Origin of the sequence: Mesorhizobium sp. ESP-6-2 (assembly GCF_020164675.1) — a bacterium.
Classification (GTDB): Bacteria; Pseudomonadota; Alphaproteobacteria; order Rhizobiales; family Rhizobiaceae; genus Mesorhizobium.
Map to the genome: position 1 here is coordinate 1 of NZ_JAIUGT010000004.1, position 24,773 is coordinate 24,773.

The 24,773-nt window shown below is 63.2% G+C and carries 23 protein-coding genes; 17 read left to right on the top strand and 6 right to left on the bottom strand.

Annotation, left to right across the window (positions count from 1 at the left end):
• Together LB532_RS12550 and LB532_RS12555 are read left to right on the top strand one after the other, a co-directional pair.
• Positions 1–731, top strand: a 731-nt coding sequence (locus tag LB532_RS12550; protein ID WP_140638800.1) for a porin, incomplete at its 5' end; no start/stop codon positions are given.
• Between the two features lie 216 nt (positions 732–947).
• The gene (locus LB532_RS12555; protein ID WP_140638799.1) at positions 948–2,060 is read left to right on the top strand and encodes a pyridoxal phosphate-dependent aminotransferase; all 1,113 of its coding nucleotides are present in this window, start codon (positions 948–950) and stop codon (positions 2,058–2,060) included.
• Between the two features lie 36 nt (positions 2,061–2,096).
• On the opposite strand, the gene LB532_RS12560 is transcribed toward LB532_RS12555, so the two are convergent.
• On the bottom strand, positions 2,097–3,101 hold the full coding sequence (locus LB532_RS12560) for a bifunctional helix-turn-helix transcriptional regulator/GNAT family N-acetyltransferase (RefSeq protein WP_224556842.1): 1,005 nt from the start codon (positions 3,099–3,101) through the stop codon (positions 2,097–2,099).
• Between the two features lie 163 nt (positions 3,102–3,264).
• Between LB532_RS12560 and LB532_RS12565 the strand changes: the two genes are divergently transcribed.
• The 6 genes from LB532_RS12565 (at position 3,265) to LB532_RS12590 (ending at position 9,616) form a co-directional block, all read left to right on the top strand.
• Positions 3,265–3,549: an acylphosphatase gene (locus LB532_RS12565; protein WP_140638797.1), complete on the top strand. Its 285-nt coding sequence runs from the start codon at positions 3,265–3,267 to the stop codon at positions 3,547–3,549.
• Positions 3,550–3,618: 69 nt separating this feature from the next.
• Entirely contained in the window at positions 3,619–4,269 is a 651-nt protein-coding gene (locus LB532_RS12570) for a TetR/AcrR family transcriptional regulator (protein WP_140638796.1), read from the top strand.
• A gap of 66 nt (positions 4,270–4,335) precedes the next feature.
• Complete coding sequence (locus tag LB532_RS12575; RefSeq protein ID WP_140638795.1) at positions 4,336–5,499, top strand: isovaleryl-CoA dehydrogenase; 1,164 nt, start codon at positions 4,336–4,338, stop codon at positions 5,497–5,499.
• 1 nt (position 5,500) lies between these two features.
• Positions 5,501–7,108, top strand: a complete 1,608-nt coding sequence (locus LB532_RS12580; RefSeq protein WP_140638794.1) for a carboxyl transferase domain-containing protein — start codon at positions 5,501–5,503, stop codon at positions 7,106–7,108.
• 1 nt (position 7,109) lies between these two features.
• Positions 7,110–7,673 carry an O-acetyl-ADP-ribose deacetylase gene (locus LB532_RS12585; RefSeq protein WP_140638793.1) on the top strand — a complete coding sequence of 188 codons (564 nt, stop codon included), beginning with the start codon at positions 7,110–7,112 and terminating at the stop codon, positions 7,671–7,673.
• Positions 7,655–9,616: an acetyl/propionyl/methylcrotonyl-CoA carboxylase subunit alpha gene (locus LB532_RS12590; protein WP_140638792.1), complete on the top strand. Its 1,962-nt coding sequence runs from the start codon at positions 7,655–7,657 to the stop codon at positions 9,614–9,616. The genes LB532_RS12585 and LB532_RS12590 overlap by 19 nt, the downstream gene beginning before the upstream one ends.
• A gap of 152 nt (positions 9,617–9,768) precedes the next feature.
• Here the strand turns inward: LB532_RS12590 and LB532_RS12595 are convergent, their stop codons facing one another.
• The gene (locus tag LB532_RS12595; protein ID WP_140553885.1) at positions 9,769–10,890 is read right to left on the bottom strand and encodes a branched-chain amino acid ABC transporter substrate-binding protein; all 1,122 of its coding nucleotides are present in this window, start codon (positions 10,888–10,890) and stop codon (positions 9,769–9,771) included.
• 398 nt (positions 10,891–11,288) lie between these two features.
• Entirely contained in the window at positions 11,289–11,555 is a 267-nt protein-coding gene (locus tag LB532_RS12600) for a sel1 repeat family protein (RefSeq protein WP_010915070.1), read from the bottom strand.
• Between the two features lie 446 nt (positions 11,556–12,001).
• Between LB532_RS12600 and LB532_RS12605 the strand changes: the two genes are divergently transcribed.
• The 5 genes from LB532_RS12605 (at position 12,002) to LB532_RS12625 (ending at position 15,710) form a co-directional block, all read left to right on the top strand.
• A complete protein-coding gene (locus tag LB532_RS12605; RefSeq protein WP_224556844.1) occupies positions 12,002–12,343 on the top strand; it encodes a DUF2147 domain-containing protein in 342 nt (113 codons plus the stop codon).
• Positions 12,344–12,551: 208 nt separating this feature from the next.
• Complete coding sequence (locus LB532_RS12610; RefSeq protein ID WP_181165140.1) at positions 12,552–12,710, top strand: hypothetical protein; 159 nt, start codon at positions 12,552–12,554, stop codon at positions 12,708–12,710.
• Between the two features lie 54 nt (positions 12,711–12,764).
• Positions 12,765–12,959, top strand: coding sequence for a hypothetical protein (locus LB532_RS12615; RefSeq protein ID WP_140638791.1), 195 nt, complete (start codon positions 12,765–12,767; stop codon positions 12,957–12,959).
• A gap of 101 nt (positions 12,960–13,060) precedes the next feature.
• Positions 13,061–14,521, top strand: coding sequence for an AMP nucleosidase (locus LB532_RS12620; RefSeq protein WP_224556845.1), 1,461 nt, complete (start codon positions 13,061–13,063; stop codon positions 14,519–14,521).
• A gap of 178 nt (positions 14,522–14,699) precedes the next feature.
• Positions 14,700–15,710, top strand: a complete 1,011-nt coding sequence (locus LB532_RS12625; RefSeq protein ID WP_224556847.1) for an endonuclease/exonuclease/phosphatase family protein — start codon at positions 14,700–14,702, stop codon at positions 15,708–15,710.
• A 13-nt stretch (positions 15,711–15,723) separates the two neighbouring features.
• On the opposite strand, the gene LB532_RS12630 is transcribed toward LB532_RS12625, so the two are convergent.
• Positions 15,724–16,317, bottom strand: coding sequence for a DUF922 domain-containing protein (locus tag LB532_RS12630; RefSeq protein WP_140638788.1), 594 nt, complete (start codon positions 16,315–16,317; stop codon positions 15,724–15,726).
• A gap of 139 nt (positions 16,318–16,456) precedes the next feature.
• On the bottom strand, positions 16,457–18,136 hold the full coding sequence (locus LB532_RS12635) for an electron transfer flavoprotein-ubiquinone oxidoreductase (protein WP_140638787.1): 1,680 nt from the start codon (positions 18,134–18,136) through the stop codon (positions 16,457–16,459).
• Positions 18,137–18,357: 221 nt separating this feature from the next.
• Between LB532_RS12635 and LB532_RS12640 the strand changes: the two genes are divergently transcribed.
• The 3 genes from LB532_RS12640 (at position 18,358) to LB532_RS12650 (ending at position 20,839) form a co-directional block, all read left to right on the top strand.
• Complete coding sequence (locus LB532_RS12640; RefSeq protein ID WP_224556850.1) at positions 18,358–19,002, top strand: hypothetical protein; 645 nt, start codon at positions 18,358–18,360, stop codon at positions 19,000–19,002.
• Positions 19,003–19,111: 109 nt separating this feature from the next.
• A complete protein-coding gene (locus tag LB532_RS12645) occupies positions 19,112–19,987 on the top strand; it encodes a uracil-DNA glycosylase family protein (RefSeq protein WP_140638786.1) in 876 nt (291 codons plus the stop codon).
• Positions 19,988–20,035: 48 nt separating this feature from the next.
• Positions 20,036–20,839, top strand: coding sequence for a helix-turn-helix domain-containing protein (locus LB532_RS12650; protein WP_140638785.1), 804 nt, complete (start codon positions 20,036–20,038; stop codon positions 20,837–20,839).
• 9 nt (positions 20,840–20,848) lie between these two features.
• Here LB532_RS12650 and LB532_RS12655 read toward each other — a convergent pair whose 3' ends face one another.
• Positions 20,849–21,751, bottom strand: coding sequence for a DMT family transporter (locus LB532_RS12655; RefSeq protein WP_263487350.1), 903 nt, complete (start codon positions 21,749–21,751; stop codon positions 20,849–20,851).
• 281 nt (positions 21,752–22,032) lie between these two features.
• Here LB532_RS12655 and pepN point away from each other — a divergent pair, with 281 nt between their 5' ends.
• Positions 22,033–24,678 (top strand): aminopeptidase N, encoded by a 2,646-nt coding sequence (pepN, locus tag LB532_RS12660; RefSeq protein ID WP_140638783.1) that lies wholly within the window; start codon positions 22,033–22,035, stop codon positions 24,676–24,678.
• Positions 24,679–24,773: the final 95 nt, after the last annotated feature.

Here is a 24,773-nt window from a genome sequence, read left to right on the forward strand (position 1 = left end):
ACGTCTCGCTGAACTTCGCCTGGATCCAGCTCGGTGGTCTCCGCGTTGGTAAGGACGAATCGGCCTTCGATACGTTCGTCGGCTACGCCGGCAACGTCATCCAGGATACGCTCGTTCCTTACGGCGATTTCGACACCAACGTCGTCCAGTACTACTTCGATGCCGGCAACGGCTTCTCGGCCGTGGTTTCGCTCGAAGAAGGCACCGGCACCGACACGATCGACAGCTATGTTCCGCATGTCGTCGGCGGCGTGAAATATACGCAGGGTTGGGGCGCCATCACCGGCGTCGTCGCTTATGACAGCAACTACGAAGAAGTCGCCGGCAAGGTTCGCTTGGACGTCAATGTCAGCGACGCACTGTCGCTGTTCATCATGGGCGGTTACGGCACCGATGACAACCTCAACGACGACGCCGGCAATTTTGTCGAAGCCCATGGTCGCGGCTTCTACAAGGCCTGGGGCGGCAACTGGGCAGTCTGGGGCGGCGGCACCTACAAGTTCAACGAGAAGACCTCGTTCAACCTTCAGGTGTCTGCTGACGACTGGAAGAACGTCGGCGTTGCGGCGAACGTTGCTTATGACGTCGTTCCCGGCTTCACCGTCACGGCCGAAGTCGACTACCTCCATGCCGGCCGGTTTGACGATGCTGGATTCATCAACCCGTCGTTTACGCCTGCCGACAAGAAGAACAGCGTCGGCGGCATGCTCCGCTTCCAGCGCTCGTTCTAATAGCCATCGCTTCGTGAATATCGAAACCCGGCGGGCAACCGCCGGGTTTTTTTCATTGGGGGTTTCGACTGCGCGATTCCGCAGCGGACGATGATTGCTCTGGGATGCATCAGGTGTTTGGATCAGGCGGGCGGCAACGATTGCTCATTGCGCGCAACTTGCACCCGCCCGTTGAGCGCGCTAGCAAGAAGCCCCTTCCCTACGCGAGCCTACGCCATGCTTCTGCGCCCTCCGCTTACGCCGCTCATTGCCGCACTTCCGTCGACCGTGCCGTTTGTCGGCCCCGAAGCGCAGGAGCGCGAGCGCGGGCGTGCATTCCGCGCCCGCATCGGCGCCAATGAGAGCAGCTTCGGGCCGTCGCCGCGCGTCATCGCCCGGATGGCCGAGATCGCGCGCGACATGTGGATGTATTGCGATCCCGACAATCACGACCTGAAGGTGGCCGCGGCCGCGCATCATGATCTGAAGGTCGAGAATGTCGTCGTTGGCGAAGGCATCGATGGCCTGCTCGGGCTGGTGGCGCGCATGTATGTGGCGCCTGGCGATGCGGTGGTCACCTCGCTCGGCGCCTATCCCACCTTCAACTTCCACATTGCCGGCGTCGGCGGGCGGCTTGTCACCGTGCCCTATGCGAACGACCACGAGGATTTGGAAGGGCTGCTGGCTGCGGCCGCCAGGGAGAAAGCGCCGCTGGTCTATCTGTCCAATCCGGACAACCCCATGGGGAGCTGGTGGGAAGCGGCCGAACTGACGCGCTTCATCGAAGCGCTGCCGGAAACCACCATGCTCGTGCTCGACGAAGCCTATGGAGAATTGGGGCCAGCCTCCGCACTGCCGCCCATCGACGTCTCGCGGCCGAACGTCATCCGCATGCGCACCTTTTCAAAAGCTTACGGACTTGCCGGCATACGCTGCGGCTATGCGGTCGCCGAGGCCCAGGTGATCAGCGATTTCGAGAAGATCCGCAACCATTACGGCGTCAGCCGCATGGCGCAGGTCGCGGGCGTCGAGGCGCTCGCCGACCAGGATTATCTGGATTCAGTGGTGGCGCGAGTGTCGGCAGGGCGCCGGCGCATCGCGCAGATAGCCGAACAGAACGGGCTGACGCCGCTGCCGTCGGCGACCAATTTCGTTACCATCGATTGCGGCCGCGACGGCGCTTTCGCGCTGAAGATCCTGCAAGGCCTGTTGTCGCGCGACGTCTTCATCCGCAAGCCGATGGCGCCGGGGCTCGATCGTTGCATCCGCGTCAGCGTCGGACTGGACCACGAGCTCGACATTTTTGCCGAAGAACTGCCCGGCGCACTGGCCGCCGCCCGTGGAAACTGAACGAGCGTTGCCATCGCGGCGACACCTGCCGGCCCGTCAAAGATCCAGCTCCCAGTTCTGGCCGGTCAGTTCCTTGCCGAAACTGTGATGGCGCTCCTGTGAAACCAGTCTGAACCCGGCGCGCTCATAAATCGCGCGGGCGGCGACCAGAATGTCATTCGTCCACAGAACGAGCTTGATGTAGCCGCAGGCGCGCGCCTGGTTCACGCATTCCGCGACCAGCCGTTTGCCGATGCCCAAACCGCGCGCCGCCGCCTCGACATGCAGCAGCCGCAGTTTCGCAACCTCGTCGTCCTGGTGAACCAGAAACACCGCGCCAAGCGGGAGGCCGGCGCGTTCGGCGATCCAGCAGAAATCGCGCCCTGGCTTGAAATTGCGGATGAAGTCGGCCCCAATTTCGGCAACCAAGGCTTCGAACTCGATGTTCCAGCCATATTCTTCGGCGTAGAGCTGGGCCTGACGCTGCACCACCCAGCCAATGTCGCCGACGCGATGCGGACGCAACGTCACCGCCGGGGCGGCCGCCTGGCCTTCAGCCGCCGGATCGCCCAGCAGCCCCGCTGCCTTGCGCAAGGCGTCGCTGAGTTCGGCCAAGCTGTGGTCAGGCAGGTTCTCGATAAGCCGTGAGGTATCGCGGTCCGCCGCGGCCTGCAGACCGGCAAGGGCGTCCCGCCCCCTTGCCGTCAGGGACAGGATACGCCTTCGCCGGTCGACCGGATCGGTCCGGGTCTCGGTCAAGCCTTCGCTAGCGAATTTTCGCAGGATCCGCGTCAGATAGGCCGCGTCGAGACGCAGTTGTTTGGCGATGTCGGAAGCGGCTGGGCCAACATCGATGTCGAATGCTTCCGAAAGGAAGCCTCGCTCGCCGGCGATTTCCGCCGCCGCCGGGCGATCCCGGAGGCCAAGCTCGAATAGGACACGCGCCTCGGTGAGCGTGAACGGGCTCTGCGTCAAGGTCTCGTCGAGAAGGCCGACGGTGCGGGTGTAGAAACGGTTGAAGTGCCTGATATCGGCCACCAAAGCACTGCGTTGGTCCAGCATATGCATTCAGCCCTTGATTATGATGGCTACAGTGTGAGAAATTTAGTGGACTGAGTCAACTAAATTCAATTTCGACGCGGCCCTCCTTCCTCGTTCGACCGGCCCTGTTGCATTCCCCCCCCGCCTGCGCCAGATTCCAGCAGACAAGCCTCAGGAGAGACCCATGGCTGACGATCGCAAGGCAGTGCGTGTGCGGGCCCGCGGCAAGGTGCAAGGCGTCGGCTACAGGATCTGGGTCCGGAGCCAGGCTGCCAGCCTTGGGCTTGCAGGCTGGGTGCGCAATGAAGCGGACGGCTCGGTGACCGCCGAGATTGCCGGCAGAGGCGAGGCCGTCTCGACCATGATCGAACGACTTTGGAAAGGACCGCCGGGAGCATCGGTTTCCGGCATTGACGTTGAAGATGCGGCGTCCGGCAATCTCCTAACCGGCTTCCGGATCGACGCGTGACGCCGGTTTCGGCATAGCCCTTGAATTAATTGAACGTTCGTTTTATTAGTTAACGTCGAGGAGGCTCATTTGGCGCGCACGACAGGATCCGATGGCGGGAAGACCGAGGCGGCAGCCCGCGAGGCTGCGGTCAACCTGATCGCGCGGCTCGGCTATGAGGCGATGTCGATGCGCCAGCTGGCGGCCGAAGTCGGCGTGCAGGCGGCCGCGCTCTATCGCTATTTCCCGACCAAGGAGGATTTGCTGTTCACGCTGATGCGCGAGCATATGGAGGAGTTGATCGCAGCCTGGAACGCCGCACGGCCAGCCGACGCCGATCCGGCAAGCCGGCTTTCGGCCTTTGTCGCGAACCACATCGCCTTCCACATCGCCCGCCGCCATGCGACGCATGTTTCGAACATGGAGCTGCGCAGCCTGTCGCCCGAAAGACTGACGCAGATACTGCGGATGCGCACGGCCTATGAGAAGGAACTGCGCGCCATTCTGCGTGACGGCGCCGAGGCAGGCGTGTTCGTCGTCGAAGACACCGGCCTCACCGCCATGGCGCTGATCCAGATGATGACCGGCGTCATCGTCTGGTTCCGGCCGGGCGAGCGGCTGTCGATCGCAGAAGTCACGGCGACATATCTTTCGATGACAATGCGGCTCGTCGGCGCGAGGACCGACGCCTACAGCGCCGCGCGTCCGTTTGGACGCGCAAAGGATGCTGTAGCACTTTGATTTTCGCGCATGACCTTTCCGAAAATCCAAGGCGATTTTCGGGGGTCATGCGGCAGGAGGAACCGGATGTACACGAACACGCTCAGCTTCGGGCATGACGAGGATATCGAGGCATTGCGCGAGCTGGTGCGGCGCTTCGCCCAGGACAGGATCGCGCCGATCGCGGCGGAAATCGACCGCTCGAACGAATTCCCGGCGCATCTGTGGGCGGAACTCGGCAATCTCGGCCTCCTCGGCATCACCGCCGATCCGGAGTTCGGCGGCAGCGGCATGGGCTATCTCGCCCACGTGATCGCGGTCGAGGAGATCTCAAGGGCATCGGCCTCGGTCGGCCTGTCCTACGGCGCTCATTCCAATCTCTGCGTCAACCAGATCAACCGCTGGGCAACGCCGGCGCAGAAGGAGAAATTCCTGCCGCCGCTTTGCTCGGGCGAGCGCGTCGGCGCGCTGGCCATGTCGGAGCCCGGCGCCGGCTCCGACGTCGTCTCGCTCAAGCTGCGCGCCGAAAAGCGCAACGACCGGTACGTGCTCAACGGCACCAAGATGTGGATCACCAACGGCCCGGACGCCGAGACGCTGGTGGTCTATGCCAAGACCGATCCGGAGCGCCATGCCCGCGGTATCACCGCCTTCATCGTCGAAAAGGCCTTTGCCGGATTTTCGGTTGCGCAAAAGCTCGACAAGCTCGGTATGCGCGGCTCCAACACCGGCGAACTGGTTTTCGATAATGTAGAGGTGCCGTTCGACAACGTGCTGCACGAGGAAGGGCGTGGCGTCGAGGTGCTGATGTCCGGTCTCGACTACGAGCGCACGGTGCTGGCCGGTGGCCCGATCGGCCTGATGGCTGCCTGTCTCGACGTCGCGGTCCCCTATGTGCATGAGCGCAAGCAGTTCGGCCAGGCGATCGGGGGATTCCAGCTTGTGCAAGGCAAGCTCGCCGACATGTACACGACGATGACCGCCGCGCGCGCCTATGTCTACGCGGTCGCCTCCGCCTGCGACCGCGGCCAGACCAGCCGCAAGGACGCCGCAGGCTGCGTTCTGTTTGCCGCCGAAAAAGCAACGCAGATGACGCTTGACGCACTCCAGCTTCTGGGTGGCAACGGATACATCAACGACTATCCGACCGGCCGGCTGCTGCGCGACGCCAAGCTCTATGAAATCGGTGCCGGCACCAGCGAAATCCGGCGATGGCTGATCGGCCGCGAGATCATGGCAGAGGGGGTATAGCATGGCCGTCCTGCAGACCCAGATCTCGCCCTCTTCCGATACCTTCCATGCCAATGCCGAACGCATGCGGGCGCTGGTAGCCGATATTGCGGAAAAGGCCGCGAGCGTCGAGCGCGGCGGCTCGGAAGAGGCGCGCGAGCGACACGTCGCGCGCGGCAAGCTGCTGCCGCGCGAGCGGCTGGCGCAATTGCTCGACACCGGCTCGCCCTTCCTAGAGATCGGCCAGTTCGCCGCATGGTCGATGTATGGCGAGGACATTCCGTCCGCCGGCATCATCGCCGGTATCGGCCGCGTCGAAGGCACGGAAGTGATGGTCGTCGTCAATGACGCCACGGTGAAGGGCGGCACCTATTACCCGCTGACGGTGAAGAAGCATCTGCGCGCGCAGGAGATCGCGCTGCAGAACAATCTGCCTTGCGTCTACCTGGTCGACAGCGGCGGCGCCAACCTGCCCAACCAGGACGAGGTGTTTCCCGACCGCGAGCATTTCGGGCGCATATTCTACAACCAGGCAAACCTGTCGGCGTCAGGCATCCCGCAGATCGCCTGCGTCATGGGTTCGTGCACGGCGGGCGGCGCCTATGTGCCGGCAATGTCGGACGAGACGATCATGGTGCGCAACCAGGCGACCATCTTCCTGGGCGGTCCCCCGCTGGTGAAGGCCGCCACCGGCGAGGATGTCAGCGCCGAGGATCTCGGCGGCGCCGACGTCCACACACGGCTCTCCGGCGTCGCCGACCACTACGCGCTCGACGACGAACATGCGCTGGCCATCTGCCGGCGCATCATCAAGAACCTCAATCGGAACAAGACCGTAAGCGTTGCTGTCCAGAAAACGATTCAGCCGCTTCATCCGGCAGATGAGATCTACGGCATCGTGCCGACGGATCTGCGCCAGCCCTATGACGTGCGCGAGGTGATCGCACGCCTCGTCGACGGTTCGGAGTTCGATGAGTTCAAGCAGAATTACGGCACCACGCTCGTCACCGGCTTTGCCCATCTCCACGGCATGCCGGTCGGCATCATCGCCAACAATGGCGTGCTGTTTTCCGAAAGCGCGCTGAAGGGCGCGCATTTCATCGAGCTGTGCTGCCAGCGCAAGATTCCGCTGGTGTTCCTGCAGAACATCACCGGCTTCATGGTGGGGCGCAAATATGAGGCAGGCGGCATCGCCAAGGACGGCGCCAAGCTGGTGATGGCAGTCGCCACCGCCCGCGTGCCCAAGGTCACCGTGATCATCGGCGGCTCGTTCGGCGCCGGCAATTACGGCATGTGCGGGCGCGCCTACTCGCCCCGTTTCCTGTGGATGTGGCCGAACGCCCGCATTTCGGTAATGGGCGGCGAGCAGGCGGCGACGGTGCTGGCCATGGTCAAGCGCGAGGGTATCGAGCGCAAGGGCGGCGAATGGAGCGCCGAGGAAGAAGCGAAGTTCAGGAAGCCGATCCTGATGAAATACGAGCATGAAGGCCACCCGCTCTATTCCTCCGCAAGGTTATGGGACGACGGCATCATCGATCCGGCCAAGACGCGCGAGGTGCTGGCGCTCAGCCTCTCGGCCGCGCTCAACGCGGAGATCGAGGAAACGCGCTTCGGCGTGTTCAGGATGTGAGATGGGCAAGGTGCAGGACAGGATCCGCATTCACGTCGGCGACATCACCAGGCTGGATGTCGACGCCATCGTCAACGCGGCCAATTCCTCGCTGCTCGGCGGCGGCGGGGTCGACGGCGCCATTCACCGGGCGGCGGGGCCGGAACTCCTCGCCGAATGCCGCACGCTCAACGGCTGCAAGACCGGCGATGCAAAGCTGACCAGGGGCTATCGGCTGCCGGCGCGCTACGTCGTCCATACGGTCGGTCCGGTCTGGCAGGGCGGCGGCAAGGGCGAGGCGGAGTTGCTCGCCTCCTGCTATCGGCGTTCGCTCGAAATCGCCGCCGAGAAGGAATGCCGCTCGGTCGCCTTTCCGGCGATCTCGACGGGCATCTACCGCTATCCGAGGGATGAGGCGGCAGCAATTGCAGTCGGTGCCGTAAACAGCTTCTTGAGCGGAAATACGACGCCGCAGACCGTCATCTTCTGCTGCTTCGACGAACAAATGGCCGAACTCTACCGTGAGGCCGTTGCTTCCTCGAGGCGAACGCAGTCTACGGAGGTTTCATGTTCACAAAGATCCTGATCGCCAACCGAGGCGAGATCGCATGCCGGGTGATCCGCACGGCGCGCAGGATGGGGGTGCGCACGGTTGCCGTCTATTCCGATGCCGATGCGAAATCCCTGCATGTCGAGATGGCCGACGAGATAGTGCATATCGGTGCTTCGCCCGTCAGCGACAGTTATTTGCGCGGCGACAGGATCGTCGCGGCTGCCTTGGCGACAGGCTCGCAGGCCGTTCATCCCGGCTATGGCTTCCTGTCGGAAAATCCTGATTTCGTCGACCAGGTGGCGGCCGCGGGGCTCACCTTCATCGGCCCGTCGGCGGCCTCTATCCGCGCCATGGGGCTGAAGGATGCCGCCAAACGGCTGATGGAAAAGGCCGGCGTGCCCGTCGTGCCGGGCTACCATGGCGAGGCACAGGAGATCGTGGTCCTGGCCTCCAAGGCACGCGAAATCGGCTACCCCGTACTGATCAAGGCGCGCGCCGGCGGCGGCGGCAAGGGAATGCGCCGGGTCGAGCACCCCGATGAATTCTCCGAAGCGCTGTCCAGCGCACGACGCGAGGCGAAATCCGCTTTTGGCGACGACCGTGTACTGGTGGAAAAATATATCGACAAACCGCGCCACATCGAGGTGCAGGTTTTCGGCGACAATTTCGGCAATGCCGTCCATCTGTTCGAACGCGACTGCTCGGCGCAGCGACGCCATCAGAAAGTTATCGAGGAAGCCCCCGCCCCCGGCATGACGGAGGCGTTGCGCAAGGCAATGACCGAGGCGGCGGTGAAGGCCGCCAAGGCGATCAGCTACTGCGGCGCCGGCACCATCGAATTCATCGTCGATGCCTCGCAAAGCCTGAAGCCTGACCGCTTCTGGTTCATGGAGATGAACACGAGGCTGCAGGTCGAGCATCCCGTCACCGAGATGGTCACCGGCACTGATCTGGTAGAATGGCAGTTGCGGGTCGCCTCCGGCGAGAAGCTGCCGAAAACGCAAGGCGAGATAAAGCTAGCCGGCCACGCCTTCGAGGCGCGCCTCTATGCCGAGGATGCCGCAAGGGAGTTTCTGCCTGCGACCGGCACGCTGCATCATCTGAAATTTCCCGACACGGTTTCCCAAGGGGCCGCCATGCGTGTCGAAACCGGGGTGCGGGCCGGCGACGCCATTTCTCCCTATTATGATCCGATGATCGCCAAGCTGGTGGTGCATGACAGGGACAGGCCGGCTGCGCTGGAGGCACTCGGCGCGGCGCTTGCGCGAACCGAAGTCGCCGGTTCGATCGTCAATACTGCCTTCCTCGCCGCACTGGTGACCGATCCGGACTTTTCGGCGGGCGATGTCGATACCGGCCTGATAGGCCGGCATCAGCAGGCGCTGACCGAGATTGGGCCGCCGAGCGGCGAAACGGTCGCAGCCGCGGCCATTGCGGCCTCCGGGGCGGGCGCGCTGCCCCAATCGGACGATCCATGGTCGTCGCTTGCCGGCTACACGCATTTCCATGGCATGGCGCGACGGATCCGGCTGAAGTTTGGCGATGAGGATATTCTGGCGAAGGTCTCGGTACGGCCAGACCGACGTTCCGAGGTGACACTCCATGCACCCTACGACAGCGCCAATTCGCATGACCTTCGCGCCGTTCCTCGCCTCGCCCGCTGGCCAGGCCACATCACGATATTCGAAGGCGCGGTCGGCTATACCTTCGCGGTACCGGACCCGTTGGCCAGAAGCGATGATGCGGCGGCGGCCTCTGGCAGCTTGCGCGCGCCGATGCCGGGACTGGTCAAGCTGGTGCGGGCGACAAAGGGCGATACGGTGATGAAGGGGCAACGGCTGCTTGTTCTCGAGGCGATGAAGATGGAGCATACCATCGCCGCGCCGCATGATGGCGTGATCGCCGAGATCGCCATCGAAGGCGCGCAGGTCACCGACGGCACCGTGCTGGTGCGGTTCGAGGATATGCAAGGCTGACAGCCTCGCTGCCGGATGCCAAGCGTCCCTGTCCTGCCGGACAGTGAGAGGCGCCGTAGAATGTCGACCGGCGCTATATGTCCATGGCAAGACACACAGGCAGAAATGAAATGGCCGGGACGAGCCCGGCCATTCCATCATATGGGCAGCGATTACGGCTGGATCGGCGCGTATTTGCCGTCGTGCCACTGGTTGATGTCGTAGCTGGCGTTCTTGAGGTCGCCCTTCTCGTCGAAGGTGACATTGCCGACAACCGTGCTGATCGGCTGCCCGTTCTTCAGCGCCTCGGCGACCTTGGCCGGATCATCGCTGCCGGCACGCTTGATGCCTTCCGCAAAGGCCTGGATCGTGGCGTAGGAGAACAGCGTGAAGCCTTCCGGCACGAAGCCGCCGGCTTTGATCTTCTCGACGGCTGCCTTGGCTTCCGGCTTTGCCTGAGGATCCGATGGGAAGACGAACATGGTGCCTTCGCCGGCCGGGCCGGCGACCTGCCAGAACTCCGGCGAGGCTATCGAATCGGGCATGATCAGCTGGAACTTGATGCCCTGTTCCGCCGACTGGCGCAGGATCAGGCCAGCCTCCGGGTGATAACCGCCAAAATAGACAACGTCGGCCTTGAGGTCCTTGAGCTTGGTTACCAGCGCCGAATAGTCCTTTTCGCCGGCGTTGATGCCTTCATAGTCCACTTCCTTCAGGCCGCCGGCATTCATCGTCGCCTTGACCGCATCGGCAACGCCCTGACCGTAGGCACTCTTGTCATGCAGGATGACGACGTTCTTGCCGGCATATTTCTTCGCGATCCACGGGCCTATGAAGGCGCCCTGCGCATCGTCACGCGTGTAGAGGCGCATGATCGTCGGCCAGCCGGCCTTCGCTGCGGCGTCGGTCAGCACCGGGTTCGAGGAGGCCGGGCTCATCATCAGGGCACCGGCTTCGGCATAGACGGCGGAAGCCGGAATGCTCGAACCCGAGCAAGCGTGGCCGTCGATGAACTTGACGCCGTTGGCGACGATACGGTTGGCGACCGAAACCGCCTGCTTCGGGTCGCACTGGTCATCCTCGATATCGAGCTTGATCTGGCGACCGTCGACACCGCCGGCGGCATTGATCGCGTCGGCGGCAGCCTGCGCGCCCTGCTTGAACTGATCGCCGATGGTGGCGAGCTGTCCGGTCATCGGACCGACCACCGAAAAGGTGATGTCGTCGGCAAAGGCGACCGGCGTGCTCATCATCAGGCCGAAAATGGCCGCGTTCAAAATACTCAATTTTTTCATTGTGGTATGACTCCTCCACTCACGCGCGGCCGCCCCGGCCACGCTTCTTCCAGAGAGGCCGGACAATTTCATCCTTCGTGTGGCCTGTCTAGGCGCATTGACGCCGCTCGATTGGGCCTGCGAAGCATCGCTGGAGCAAAAAGGCAAAAGCCGCGCCGGCCTTGTTCCGGCCGGTCGCGGCTTTGCCTGTCGAGCTGTTTCTCAAGCGCCCCGCACTCGAACCCAACTCGCCTTCCCTGTCTTCCTGCTGGCCTTGATCTTTCCGAAAGCCGGATCATGGCCGCCGCGCCGCTGGCCCTGTCGGGCGTGCCGCGTTCTTGGTTTTGTCGCGTGGCCGTCTTACCGCGGCCTTGTCCTTGCCCGGCGGACCGGAAGGCCGCCCTGCCTTGTCTCTAAATTCAGTGCATCGTCATCCATTCGCGGGCTTCGCGCAGCGCCTTGGCGATCTCGACCTTCGACATTGCAGCCGACAGTTCCGAGCGCAATTCCGCAGCGCGGGCCGAACCCTTGATCGCGGCGATGTTGAACCATTTGTGGGCGGCCACGACATCGGTCTCGCAATCGCGGCCCGTCGCATACATCATCCCCAGTTCGAAAAGAATGTCGGCCTGGGCAGTTGCCCCCATGGCGCCGAAGCCTGCTTCAAGCATTTCAAAACGTGCCATTTTTCAACCCTCTCTTCCGGCCCTGTCTGGCTCCCGAGAGCTGCCTCCGTTTGTCTGTCCGGGCTGCTCTTTCGATGCTTTCGAGAATGCCGCTCAGGCTTGAATCCGTCGTTAAATGGCGTGCTTAATTTGAGGAAAACAAAGCTAAAACAATAGGTAAACGTGGAAATTCGTTAAGGATACAAAGCCAGCGATTCAGCCGGATAGCGCCAAATTTGACGAAAATTTTCGCGAGCGGAATCAACACTCCGCTAACCACGCGAAACAAACGCCGCGCATACATGCATTCATTTCCCTGCCGACATTGCTTCCGTCGACGCTTCTGAATTGCCAAAGCTTCCGCTGCGGCACCGCTTTTGTTTTGCAGGGAGCTGGATTAGCTTACGTTTGCGTAAGCGGCAGACCGGCGAGGCGGAGCCTCCTGCCGGGTATCCAAGGGAGGAAAGATGTTTCGAAAAGCAAGCCTGGCCCTGGCGGCCACTTTGATCCTGACCGGTGTGGCCTGGGCCGATCCGATCGAGGGAAACTGGAAGACGCAGGCCGGCGATACCGCGGCCATCGGGGGCTCGGGTTCATTTTCCATCACGCTGAAGTCTGGCAAATATGCCGGCAAGACCATCGGTTCGCTCAAGGCGTCCGACGACAACAAATACACCGGCAGCATAACCGACCTGGCAAACGACAAGACCTACTCCGGCAAGGCGACGCTGTCGGGCACCTCGCTGAAAATGAGCGGTTGCGTGCTCGGCGGGCTGATCTGCAAGAGTCAGACCTGGCACAAGCTCTGATCGACCCCATCCTTGCGAAATGAAAACGGGGCCTGCAGGCCCCGTTTTCGTTTCATGATCCTGGCATGCTGTGCCGGCGGCCATGCTCCTCATGGCCAGCGCCGCCTCAAAACCCCGTCAACCAATTTGAACGGCAGATGAACGCCGGCATCAGAGCCGGTTCAGTCGTGCCCGAGCATTCTCCTGCGTGTTGAAGGAGACACGACCAATGCTCGCCCGCCGCTTCACCATTGTCTGCCTGCTGGTGAGCCTGTTTGGAATGTTCTTCGCCATCCTCGTCGCCGAAGCGGGCCGTTCGGCCCGTTCCTGGGACGAGGCCAGTTCCAGAACCTGCCGCCTCGCCTGCCCGACCACCCTTCGCCCCTGAGACAGAAACCAAAGACCTGACCAAACACAAGACCCCGAAAGAAAAGCAAAGACCATGAACCGCATCGCCGCAAACCTCTTCAAGACCGTTCGGCTTCTGCCGCGGGCGGCGCTCATCCTGGTGCTTCTTGCCGCGCCGGTCCTGGCTGTGCCGATGATGCGTGCCGATGCCGGTTCCACGATCGAGGCGCCAGCCATGAAGAAATCCGGCGTCGGTTTCGTGCTGCTGGTCAGCCTGCAGCGCGGATAAATTGCGCCTTCGATCGGGACACCCCTCCCAACTGCGATTCCAAATCTCTATATTGGGCCATGGAAAAGCGAATCTATCCCCAGGCCATCGAATCTGTCGTCATGCCCGAGCCTTTTGGCCGGCAAAGCTTCGACACCGCTGAAAAAGCAGTCGCGGCACTGCAAGCACTCTACGAGCGAAACACCAAGTTCCTGCGCGACTCCTTCGCGGCACTCGCCGCCGGCGGCGACAACAGCAAGCGCTACCGCGCCTTCTACCCGGAGATCGGTGTCACGACCAATTCGTTCACCCAAATCGATTCACGCCAGGCCTATGGCCACATGCCGACGCCGGGGCATTTTTCCACCACCATCACCCAGCCGAGCCTGTTCGAAAGCTATCTGGTCGAGCAACTGCGTCTGATCATGCGCAACCATGGGGTCGCGGTCACGGTTTCGGAATCGACAACGCCGATCCCGCTGCACTTCGCCTTTCTCGAAGGCACCCATGTCGACGGAACGGCCGCCGAGCGCATCCAGCGGCCGATCCGCGACCTGTTCGACGTGCCGGATCTCGACGGCACCGACGACCAGATCGCCAACGGCACGTTCGAAGTGGCGTTCGGCGAACCAAGGCCGCTGGCGCCGTTCACCGCGCAGCGGATCGACTATTCGCTCCACCGCCTGTCGCACTATACCGCCACCACGCCGCAGCATTTCCAGAATTTCGTGCTGTTCACCAACTATCAGTTCTATATCGACGAGTTCGTGGCGCGGGCCCGCGACCTGATGGAAAATGGCGGCGGCGGATATGCCGAATTCATCGAACCGGGCAACGTCGTCACCAAAGCCGGGCAGAGCGCCCCGAGCGAAGGGGTAGCGCCGCAGCGCCTGCCGCAGATGCCGGCCTACCACCTGAAGAAGCCGAATCATGGCGGCATCACCATGGTCAATATCGGTGTCGGACCCTCCAACGCCAAGACGATCACCGACCACATCGCGGTGCTGAGGCCGCATGCCTGGGTGATGCTCGGCCACTGCGCGGGCCTGCGCAATACGCAGGCGCTGGGCGACTATGTGCTGGCGCATGCCTATGTGCGCGAGGATCACGTGCTGGACGACGACCTGCCGGTCTGGGTGCCGATTCCGCCGTTGGCCGAAATCCAGGTGGCGTTGCAGGAAGCGGTGGCCGAAGTGACCGGCCTGTCGGGGTACGATCTCAAGCGCATCATGCGCACCGGCACTGTAGCCACCATTGACAACCGCAACTGGGAACTGCGCGACCAGCGCGGACCGGTGCAGCGGCTTTCGCAGTCGAGGGCGATCGCGCTTGACATGGAATCGGCAACGATCGCGGCCAATGGCTTCCGCTTCCGCGTGCCTTACGGCACGCTCTTGTGTGTCTCCGACAAGCCGCTGCATGGCGAACTGAAGCTGCCCGGCATGGCGACCGAATTCTACAAGCGGCAGGTGGCGCAGCACCTGACCATCGGCATCAGGGCGATGGAAAAGCTTTCGGAAATGCCGATGGAGCGGCTGCATTCGCGCAAGCTCAGAAGTTTTTCGGAAACGGCCTTCCAGTAGCCGATCTGCGCGCCGCCAGAGCCATTCGCCGTCTTGCCGGCGATTCGCCATCTTGCCGGCAACTCGCTATCTTGCCAGCAATTCGCTATCTTGATTGAGCCGCATTTTTGCCGATAACCGATCGAGGACCATCGCTGGCAACTCATGCAGATCTGATCCGATGAAACGCAGTCGAGACATGGCGGCTTCACTGGTATTCATCGTGATGATGACGCTCTCGGCCGCGCTGGTGGCCGGCTTCTTCGGCGCCTTGCACCCGGCGCTCGATTCCTTTTCGCATTTCCGCATCCACCTCTCCGTGCTGATGGCGCTTTTCGCGGTGCCGCTGCTGGCGACATCGTTTCGCCTGCAAGCGGCCGCGGCCCTGGTTTTTGCCATGGCCGCCCTTGCTACCGTTTCGACCGCCTTGCCCCGGCCGTGGCCGGTTCAGGCGGTCGCCAAATCCACCGACCAGATCGTCTACAGCCTGCTGCAGATGAATTTGCGCTACGACAACCCGACGCCGAAGAAAGTGCTGTCACTGATCGGCCGGACCAATCCCGACGTCATCACCCTCGATGAGGTGTCGGCGATGTGGGCGACGGAGCTTGGCTACATCGCCAGTGCCTATCCATACCGGATCCTCTGTCCCTATCCCAACGGCGTATTCGGCGTCGCGCTGCTCTCGCGGCGACCCTTTATCGCCGGCACCGCGCCACATTGCGAGCGCCGGGGCGCAATGGCCATTGCGACCATCGATTTCGGCGGCAGGAGCGCCGACGTCGCCGCCATCCATCTCAGTTGGCCGTGGCCCCGGGAACAGTATTGGCAGATCGGCGAACTCTCGGAGCAGCTCTCATCGCTCGGCCAAACCGCCATCATGGCCGGCGATTGCAACGCGGTGCCATGGAGTGCCGGGGTGCGGCGCGTCGCCGCTCTCGGCGGACTGACCGTCATGCCGTCGGCCGGGTCGACCTGGATTCACCGGAAGCTGCCCGACTTCCTGCGCCGCTATGCAGGCCTCCCGATCGACCAGGCGTTCAGCAAGGGCGGCGTGACCATTCTGTCGTCAACGCGACTGGAAGATACCGGCTCCGACCATCTTCCCGTACTCGTGGAGTTCTCGCTTCGCCCCGACGACAGGCAGCCCCATGACGAGCATGAGAGCGCGCTCGCGGCGAACGACCTTCAAAACAATCCGCGCGGTTGATGCTTCGACATTCTCAGGGCTTGGTCAACGCTTCGACAAGGTGCTCGACAGGCCCGCCGCCGCGATGCTCGCGCGCATCGAAAGCGTTCTGCCTGGCTTCGTATTCGACATAGATGGCCTTGATCCGGCGCCGCGCCTCGATATGCGTGCCGGTGCAGAACCAGTTGTCCGGGCTCCGCAGGCCGGCAAGCGCGGTCTCGGTGGCCCGCATCATCCGCCTCGCGATACCGCCATGCGTCTGCTCGTGCTTGCGAACGCCGATCATGAAACGGTCCCAACGCTTGCGCAGGACTGGGCTTGCCGACGAGAGCCGCGGGAAAGTGTAGGTTAGGTTGAGCGTCCCGTTGGCCTGCCGCAGATGGCAGGCACCATCCTTCCGGACGATATCGAGATCCCAATGCACGGCGTAACCGGTTTCGGCGATGGCACGCGCCATATAGCCGTGCTTGGGCCCCAGCCGATCCATCGCCTCGACAAGGGCGGCTCCGGTATTTCCAGCGACATCATAGGTGCGGATGTGAACGGTGAGCTTTGTGCCCGCCGACGCGGCTGATGCGCAAAGCAGCATGAAGGCCATGGTGAGCATCGTCGGGCTGGTCAGGCGCATGTCCGCCTCCTTTGTCGGAGCCGAGCAGACCACACTCGGCGGAAGGCTTCAACGGGCTTGATCGAGGGAGGCGGTCGACGGCGACAGACAAATCCGCCGCCACTCGCATGTTCTTCGTGATGGCTTAGCCCGGCACGGCTCACATGTCCTGATAGACCGGTCCTTCGCCACCTTGCGGCGGCACCCAGTCGATATTTTGGTTCGGATCCTTGATGTCGCAGGTCTTGCAGTGGACGCAGTTCTGCGCGTTGATGACGAAGCGCACGTCCTTGGCCGCCGGATCGGCAGCGGCATTGCCGTCCTTGTCGACCCATTCGTAGACGCCTGCAGGGCAGTAGCGCGTCGAAGGTCCGGCAAAGACGTCATGCTCGGAACGCTTCTGCAGCTCCATGTCCGCCACCAGCAGATGCACCGGCTCGTTTTCCTCGTGGTTGGTGTTGGACAGGAACACTGAGGACAAGCGGTCGAAGGTCAGCACGCCATCGGCCTTGGGATAGTCTATTTTCTTGTGCTTCGCGGCGGGCTCTAGAGTGGCGTAGTCGGCCTTGCCATGCTTCAGCGTGCCGAAGGGCGAGAAGCCGAACAAAGTGTTCAGCCACATGTCCAGGCCGCCGATGGCGACGCCGGCGATGGTGCCGAAGCGCGACCACAGCGGCTTGACGTTGCGCACCTTCTTCAGATCCTTGCCGATGTCTGTCGCCCGCCACGCGGCTTCGTAGGCGGAGAGCTCGTCATTGGCGCGGCCGGCGGCGATTGCCTCGGCGACATGCTCGGCCGCCAGCATCCCCGACAGCACGGCATTGTGCGAGCCCTTGATGCGCGGGACGTTTACGAGGCCGGCGGCGCAGCCCATCAACGCGCCACCCGGGAAGCACAGTTTCGGCACCGACTGCCAGCCGCCTTCAGTAATCGCGCGCGCGCCATAGCCCAACCGCCTGGCGCCCTCGAAAGTACCGCTGATCGCCGGGTGGGTCTTGAAGCGCTGGAACTCCTCGAACGGCGACAGCCAAGGGTTCTTGTAATTGAGGTGGACGACGAAGCCCACCGCCACCTGATTGTCGTCCAGATGATAGAGGAAAGAGCCGCCGCCGGTCTTGAGATCGAGCGGCCAGCCGAAGGAGTGCTGGACGAGACCCGGCCTGTGCTTCTCCGGCTTCACCTGCCACAGTTCCTTGAGGCCGATGCCGTATTTGCCCGGCTCGCGGCCCTCGGAAAGCCTGAACCTGGCGATCAACTGCTTGGCGAGCGAACCGCGCGCGCCTTCTCCGATCAGCACATATTTGCCCATCAGCGCCATGCCCGGCGCGAAAGCCGGGCCGTGTGTGCCATCCTTTTCGACGCCCATGTCGCCGGTGACAACACCGGTGACGGCGCCTTCCTCGTTATAGAGCAGGCCGGCCGCGGCGAACCCCGGATAGATTTCCACGCCGAGCGCCTCGGCCTTGGCCGCCAGCCAGCGGCAGACATTGCCAAGCGAGACGATGTAGTTGCCGTGATTGTTCATCAGCGGCGGCATCATCATGTTGGGCAGGCGGAAAGAGCCGGCGGGGCCAAGCACCAGGAAATGGTCCGCCGTGACCGGCGTTTTGAATGGATGATCTTGTTCGTCGCGCCAGCCCGGCAGCAACCGGTCGATGCCGATCGGATCGACGACGGCGCCTGACAAGATGTGGGCGCCAACCTCACCGCCCTTTTCCAGCACGACCACGGAAAGCTCGGGATTGACTTGCTTCAGGCGGATGGCGGCGGCGAGGCCGGCCGGGCCCGCACCGACGATCACCACGTCGAATTCCATGCTTTCGCGTTCGATATCGCTCATCAACCCCTCCGCACTGGCTTGTCGCTATTGCGCGTATCTTGCTGGCTCCTGCGCTGCATAGCGCATCAAGTCGCGACAGGAAACCGGCGCGTCTGTGACAACGTGGATTTGGCCAAAAAGTCGCGCATCGTGCCGAAGGACACCCGTTTTGCGCCGGCCTGCCCGCAACGCGTACGTTTTTTAATTGTTCGACGGCTTGCTTATCGGCCATACTTCGCACCATGCGCATTCCTGGGCCAGCCGGCTTCTCATCAACGCGCTTCCCATCGACGCCCGGCAGGGCCTGCCGGGCGTTCCTTTCGGCCCTCCCCCTGCTGGCGCCGGTCCATGCCTTTGCCGACGAGGTGAAGGTCTGGGCCACCGGTGCCTACTCCTTCTCCGACGAGCTTGGCGGGTTCGAAATCACCGGCGCTTCCGGCACCGGCACCAAGGACGATCCGCTCGTCATCACCGAAGAGCTGAATTCGGCGACGCCGGTGACGTTGACCATCCGTGCAACCAAGCCGATCCAGGCGTTCGGCAAGGCGGGCGAGTTCGCCAACGGCATCATGTATTTGCGCTTGGACGTGCTCAACAACAGCGGCCAGGCCTGGATCGAATTCCAGTTCGAGCTTCAGGAGGTCCTGAATCAGCCGAGCGTCTTCGGCGACGGGCTTTCGTTCGACCAGCGCAACAAGACGCCTGACAACATATGGTCGAGCAATTTTGCCGATTTCGACCGCGATTTTGAACTGTATGACCGTCTGCTGTTCAAGAACGGCAAGGTCGACCCCCTAAAGACCGCCAGGTTCGAATTCCTGATCACCGACTATACGCCGCGCTGGACCTTTTATCTGGTGCAGGACCCGCGAATACCGACGGGTTAGGTTGCGGTGAGCGTATGACGCCGCCACAGACAGGCCGTCATTGCCCGGTTGTGCCAATGTCCGCAATCACCAACTTGCAATATGCGACCAGTCGAACGATGGTGGCGCCATGACTGCCGCTTCCCCAAACAGCCGACCTGATATCGCCGAGCTGCTCGCCTTCTATGCCAGCGCGGGCGTCGACGAGGCGTTGGATGACGCGCCGGTGAACCGCTTCGCGGAAGCCGCGCCCAAGCCGGCGGAGCGGATGCCGGCTGCCGCGCCCAGCGATAGCAGAGCACCGGAGCGACCCGCGGCCCAACCGCGTCTCGATGCGAGCGCCGTGCCTAACGCTCCGCCGGCGCGCCCGCCCATTTCGGCGGTACCCGACGAGGCGCAGGCGGCGCTGGCGCGTGAATTGGCCTCGGCTGCCTCGACGCTGGACGAGCTTCGCCAGCACATGTCGACTTTTGATGGCTGCAACCTGAAGTTCACCGCCAAAAACCTGGTCTTTGCCGACGGCAACCCGGATGCATCGGTGATGCTGGTCGGCGAGGCGCCCGGCCGCGACGAGGATATAGAAGGCCTGCCCTTCGTCGGCCGCTCCGGCCGGCTGCTCGACCGCATGTTGGCCGCGATCGGGCTAGATCGGACATCCGTCTATATCGCCAATGTCATCCCTTGGCGGCCGCCGGGAAACCGGACGCCGACGCCGCACGAAACCGAGATCTGCCGGCCGTTCATCGAAAGGCAGATCGAGCTGGTCAAGCCGAAGGTGCTGGTCAATCTCGGCGGGCCCTCGGCCAAGACCCTTCTCAATACGAGCGAAGGCATCTTGCGGCTGCGCGGCAACTGGCGCGCGCACACGACAGCGTCCGGCGTCGTTATTCCGGCGATGCCGACGCTGCACCCGGCCTATCTATTGAGGACGCCGGCGCACAAGAAGCTGGCCTGGCGGGATTTTCTCGAGGTGAAGGCGAAGCTAAGAGCGCTCACCTCTCCATGACCTCGCGGGTAATTGAAATGCGCCTGCCGTCGCCCTAACCATGCCCTCATGATATCTCCTCAAACCTCCGCCGGGCGCCTCATCCGTGAATGGCGCACGCGACGCCGGATGAGCCAGCTCGACCTCGCCACGGAAGCCGAGATCTCGCAGCGGCATCTGAGCTTCGTCGAGAGCGGGCGGGCCGCTCCCTCGCGCGACATGGTGCTGCACCTGGCCGAGCAGCTTTCGATCCCGCTTCGCCAGCGCAACCAGCTCTTGCTGGCGGCGGGCTTTGCGCCGAGCTTCACCGAAAGGCCGCTGACCGACATTTCGCTGGCACCGGCCATGGCGGCGGTTGAGACGGTGCTTCGAGGGCACGAGCCGTTCCCGGCGCTCGCGGTGGACCGGCACTGGAACCTCGTTTCGGCAAACACTGCCATTGGGCCGTTTCTGGCCGACGTTTCCGAGCCCTCGCTGCTCAAGCCGCCAGTCAACGTGCTGCGGCTCAGCCTGCACCCTGGAGGTGTCGCCCCGCGCATCGTCAATCTCGCGGAGTGGCGGGCGCACCTGCTGGAACGCCTGAAGCACCAGAACGACGCGTCAGGCGATCCGGTGCTGATCGAACTGGAGCGTGAGTTGCGCGGTTATCCCTCCGGCCTGAAGAGTGGGCGGCCGGCGCCGGTCGAGCCGAGCGGCATCGTGCATCCGCTGCGGCTCGCCCATGGGGATCAGGTGCTGTCGTTCATCAGCACCATCACCGTGTTCGGCACGCCGCTGGACGTGACGCTGTCGGAACTGGCGATCGAGTCCTTCTTTCCGGCCGACGAGCAGACGCGGACGGCGCTGGTAAGATTGGCCAAAGAGCGGGGCTAACGGTGCTGATCACCCCTGCGGTGGGGCAGCCTTGCGCGTGCGGGTGCGTTCCAGGCCGAGTTGACGTTCGCGCCAGATGATGAAGATGCCGGCGGCAACGACGATCAGGCCGCCGGTCAGCGTGTTCAGCGTGGCGACATCGCCGAAGACGAGGTAGCCGACCACGACGCCGAGGATCATCGAGGTGTATTCGAACGGGGCCACCACCGATGCCTCGGCATGGCGATAGGCCGAGGTCATCAGGATCTGGCCGAGGCCGCCGCAGAAGCCGGCGGCGACGAGAAGGGCCGCCTGCCCCGGCGTCAGCGCCTGCCACCCAAACGGCAGCGACAGCAGCGCCATGACGCTCGCGGTCACCGAAAACCAAAGCACGATCGTGGCGGTGCGCTCGCTTTGCACGAGATTGCGCACGAGCAGCATGGCGACGGCCGAAATCGCCGCCGCTATCAGTGCGGCGATGACGCCGAGCACCTCCTGGTCGTCGAGCGCCTCGCCGGAACTCAGGAGCGTCAGCTCCGGCCAGGAGATGATCAGCACACCGACGAGACCGACGGCGACCGCGCTCCAGCGATAGACACGAATGGCTTCGCCGAGGAAAATCGAGCTGAACACCACCACCAACAGCGGCTGGGCGTAATTCAGCGTGATTGCTTCCGGCAGCGGCAACCGCGTCAGCGCGAAGAAGCCGAGCCCCATGGCGCAGACGCCGACGACGCCGCGCGCGATGTGGTTGAACGGACGGCTTGTACTGAAAGCCGTGCCGAGATTTCCCTTGAAAGCCAGAAAGGCAATGATCGGAAAGATAGCGAAGAAGGAGCGGAAGAAGACGATCTGTCCCGCCGGCACAGTACCCGCCGCCTTGATGCAGGTCGACATGCCGACGAAGACCGCCACCGAGACGATCTTCAGCATAATGCCAGTGAGCGTGTTGTGCCCTACGGTATTGTCACTGTTGCCGGGGCCTGCTGTCACGCTCCCGCCGCTTCCCGCATGGTTGCCCAGGTGCGGGCCGGTGTTGCCGGTCTCTCGATATGCCTGACGTCGTAGACGGCGGCCATGACTGCCTCGCGATGCTGGAAAGGTGGGTCTGAATAGACCTTGTCGCAGTTTTGTCGAGGCGCCGGTTCGTGTAAAGAGCGCGGACTTCAATTTTTGAACGGGCAGGACAGGCCCGGAAAGACAGGAACCACGGAATGCGCACCGACACTGGCCAGGTCTTCAAACTCGAAGACTATCGCCCCAGCGACTATCTCATTCCGGAAACGAGCCTTGAATTCCGTCTTTCGCCAGGGGCGACGATCGTCACGGCAATTTTGACCGTCGAGCGCCGCGATGGCGTCGCGGCCTCTGCGCCGCTTGTGCTGGACGGCGACGGGCTGACGCTCAGGCGCGTCGAGATCGACGGCAGGAAAGCCAAGCCGACGGATTTTGCCGTGACGCCCGACCGACTGACCATCGTCACCCCCCCGGCCGCGGGTCGCTTTCGGCTGTCGATCGAGACCGAGCTGGTGCCATCGGGCAATGAAGCGCTGATGGGCCTCTACCGCTCAAGCAACGTCTATTGCACGCAATGCGAAGCAGAGGGCTTCCGCCGCATCACCTACTTCCTCGACCGCCCCGACATCCTTTCCGTCTACACCGTGCGGATCGAAGCCTGCCGCGACGAGGCGCCGCTGCTTCTGTCCAACGGAAACCCGGTCGACAAGGGCGATCTCGGCGATGGCTGGCACTATGCCATTTGGCACGACCCCTTCCCCAAGCCATCCTATCTGTTCGCGCTGGTCGCCGGCAATCTCGGCCGGGTCGCCGACAGTTTCGTCACCATGTCCGGCCGCACGGTCGAGCTCGGCATCTATGTCGAGCCGGGCAAGGAGAAGCTCGCCGGCTACGCCATGGATGCCTTGAAGCGATCGATGCAATGGGACGAGGAGGCATTCGGCCGCGAATACGACCTCGATGTCTTCAACATCGTCGCCGTGTCCGACTTCAACATGGGCGCGATGGAGAACAAGGGCCTCAATGTCTTCAACGACAAATACGTGCTGGCCGACCGGGAGACCGCGACGGACGCCGATTTCGCCAATATCGAGGCGATCATCGCGCATGAGTATTTCCACAATTGGACAGGTAACAGAATCACTTGCCGCGACTGGTTCCAGCTTTGCCTGAAGGAAGGGCTGACCGTTTATCGCGACCACGAATTCTCCGCCGACCAACGTTCGCGTGCGGTCAAGCGCATCGCCGAGGTGCGCACGCTGCGCGCGCATCAATTCCCCGAGGACCAGGGGCCGCTGGCGCATCCGGTCAGGCCGCGCCGCTATCGCGAGATCAACAATTTCTACACGGCGACCGTCTACGAAAAAGGCTCGGAGGTGGTGCGCATGATCCGTACCATCCTCGGGCCTGATAGCTTCCGCGCCGGCATGGATCTCTATTTCGAGCGGCACGACGGCACGGCGGCGACGATCGAGGATTTCCTGACAGTGTTCGAGGAGGTGTCCGGCCGCGACTTGTCGCAATTCGCGCTCTGGTACCATCAGGCCGGCACCCCTAACCTGGCGGTGAGCTCGACCTATAACCGGGCGGAGCGGGAATTCACGCTGGAAATCGAGCAATCGGTGCCCCCGACCCCGTCGGAAAGCCGCAAACGGCTGATGCACATACCGCTCGCCTTCGGTCTGATCGGCGCCGGTGGCGAGCCGGTCGCCTATGACGCGGTCGACGGCGCCAGCGTCGAGGACGGCATCATCCACATCCGCAAGCGCCGGCATCTGGTGCGCTTCTCAGGCGTCGCCGAGCGTCCGGCGGTTTCGCTGAACCGCGGCTTCTCGGCGCCGATAACGCTTGCCGTCGAGCAGAACACCGATGACCAATTCTTCCTTGCCGGCCACGATAGCGACAGCTTCTCGCGCTGGCAGACCTTCAACACGCTGCTTACGGATGCATTGATCTTGGCCTTCCGCCAAATTCTCGGCGGCGCTGAGCCTGGCTTCACCGCGCGACTGACCGAGCTTGCCGGCAGGATCGCGAGCGACGAGACGCTGGAGCCGGCCTACCGGGCGCTGGCGCTTTCGCTTCCGGGCGAGACCGACATAGCGCGCGACATCGGCAAGAACATCGAACCCAACGCCATCTTCGCTGCGCGCGAGGCGCTGGCGCTGGCAATCGCCAAGGCGAACCGGGACGTGTTCGCAGGCCTCTACGAGCGGCTTGCCGACGAACGGCCGTTCAGCCCGGATGCGGCTTCCGCCGGTCGGCGGGCGCTGCGCAACATCCTGCTCGATTATCTCTCGCTGCTGCCAGGTGGCGCCGAACTTGCGGCGGAGCACTTCCGGTCGGCCACCAACATGACTGACCGCGCGGCCGCGCTGACCGTGCTCGCGCATCGCCACCATGGTTCGCCGGAGGCAAACACGGCACTGGCGGCTTTCGAAGAGACATATGCGTCCGACCCGCTTGTGATGGACAAATGGTTCCAGATTCAGGCCAGCGTACCCGGTCCGCAGGCGGTGGAGACGGTTCGCGCCCTGACCGCGCATCCGGCCTTCTCGATGGCCAATCCGAACCGGGTGCGCTCGTTGGTCGGCACATTCTCGAGTGCCAACCAGACCGGCTTCCACCGCGCCGACGGCGAAGGCTACCGATTCTTCACGCAGACGGTGCTCGAAGTCGAAAAACGCAATCCGCAGGTGGCGGCAAGATTGGCAACGGCGCTCCGGTCGTGGCGATCGCTCGAACCTGGCCGGCAGGCCAAGGCCAGGGAAGCGCTGCTTTCGATCGCCAATGCCGAAAACCTGTCCGCGGATTTAAGCGATATTGTCGAGCGTACGCTGGCGTGAGCCAGACCCAAGCGGCCACCATGGTGGTCGGCGGCAATGCCAAAGCAACGCCACCGGCCTGTCGGGGTGTGCCTCTGCTGCTCGAACGGATTCCC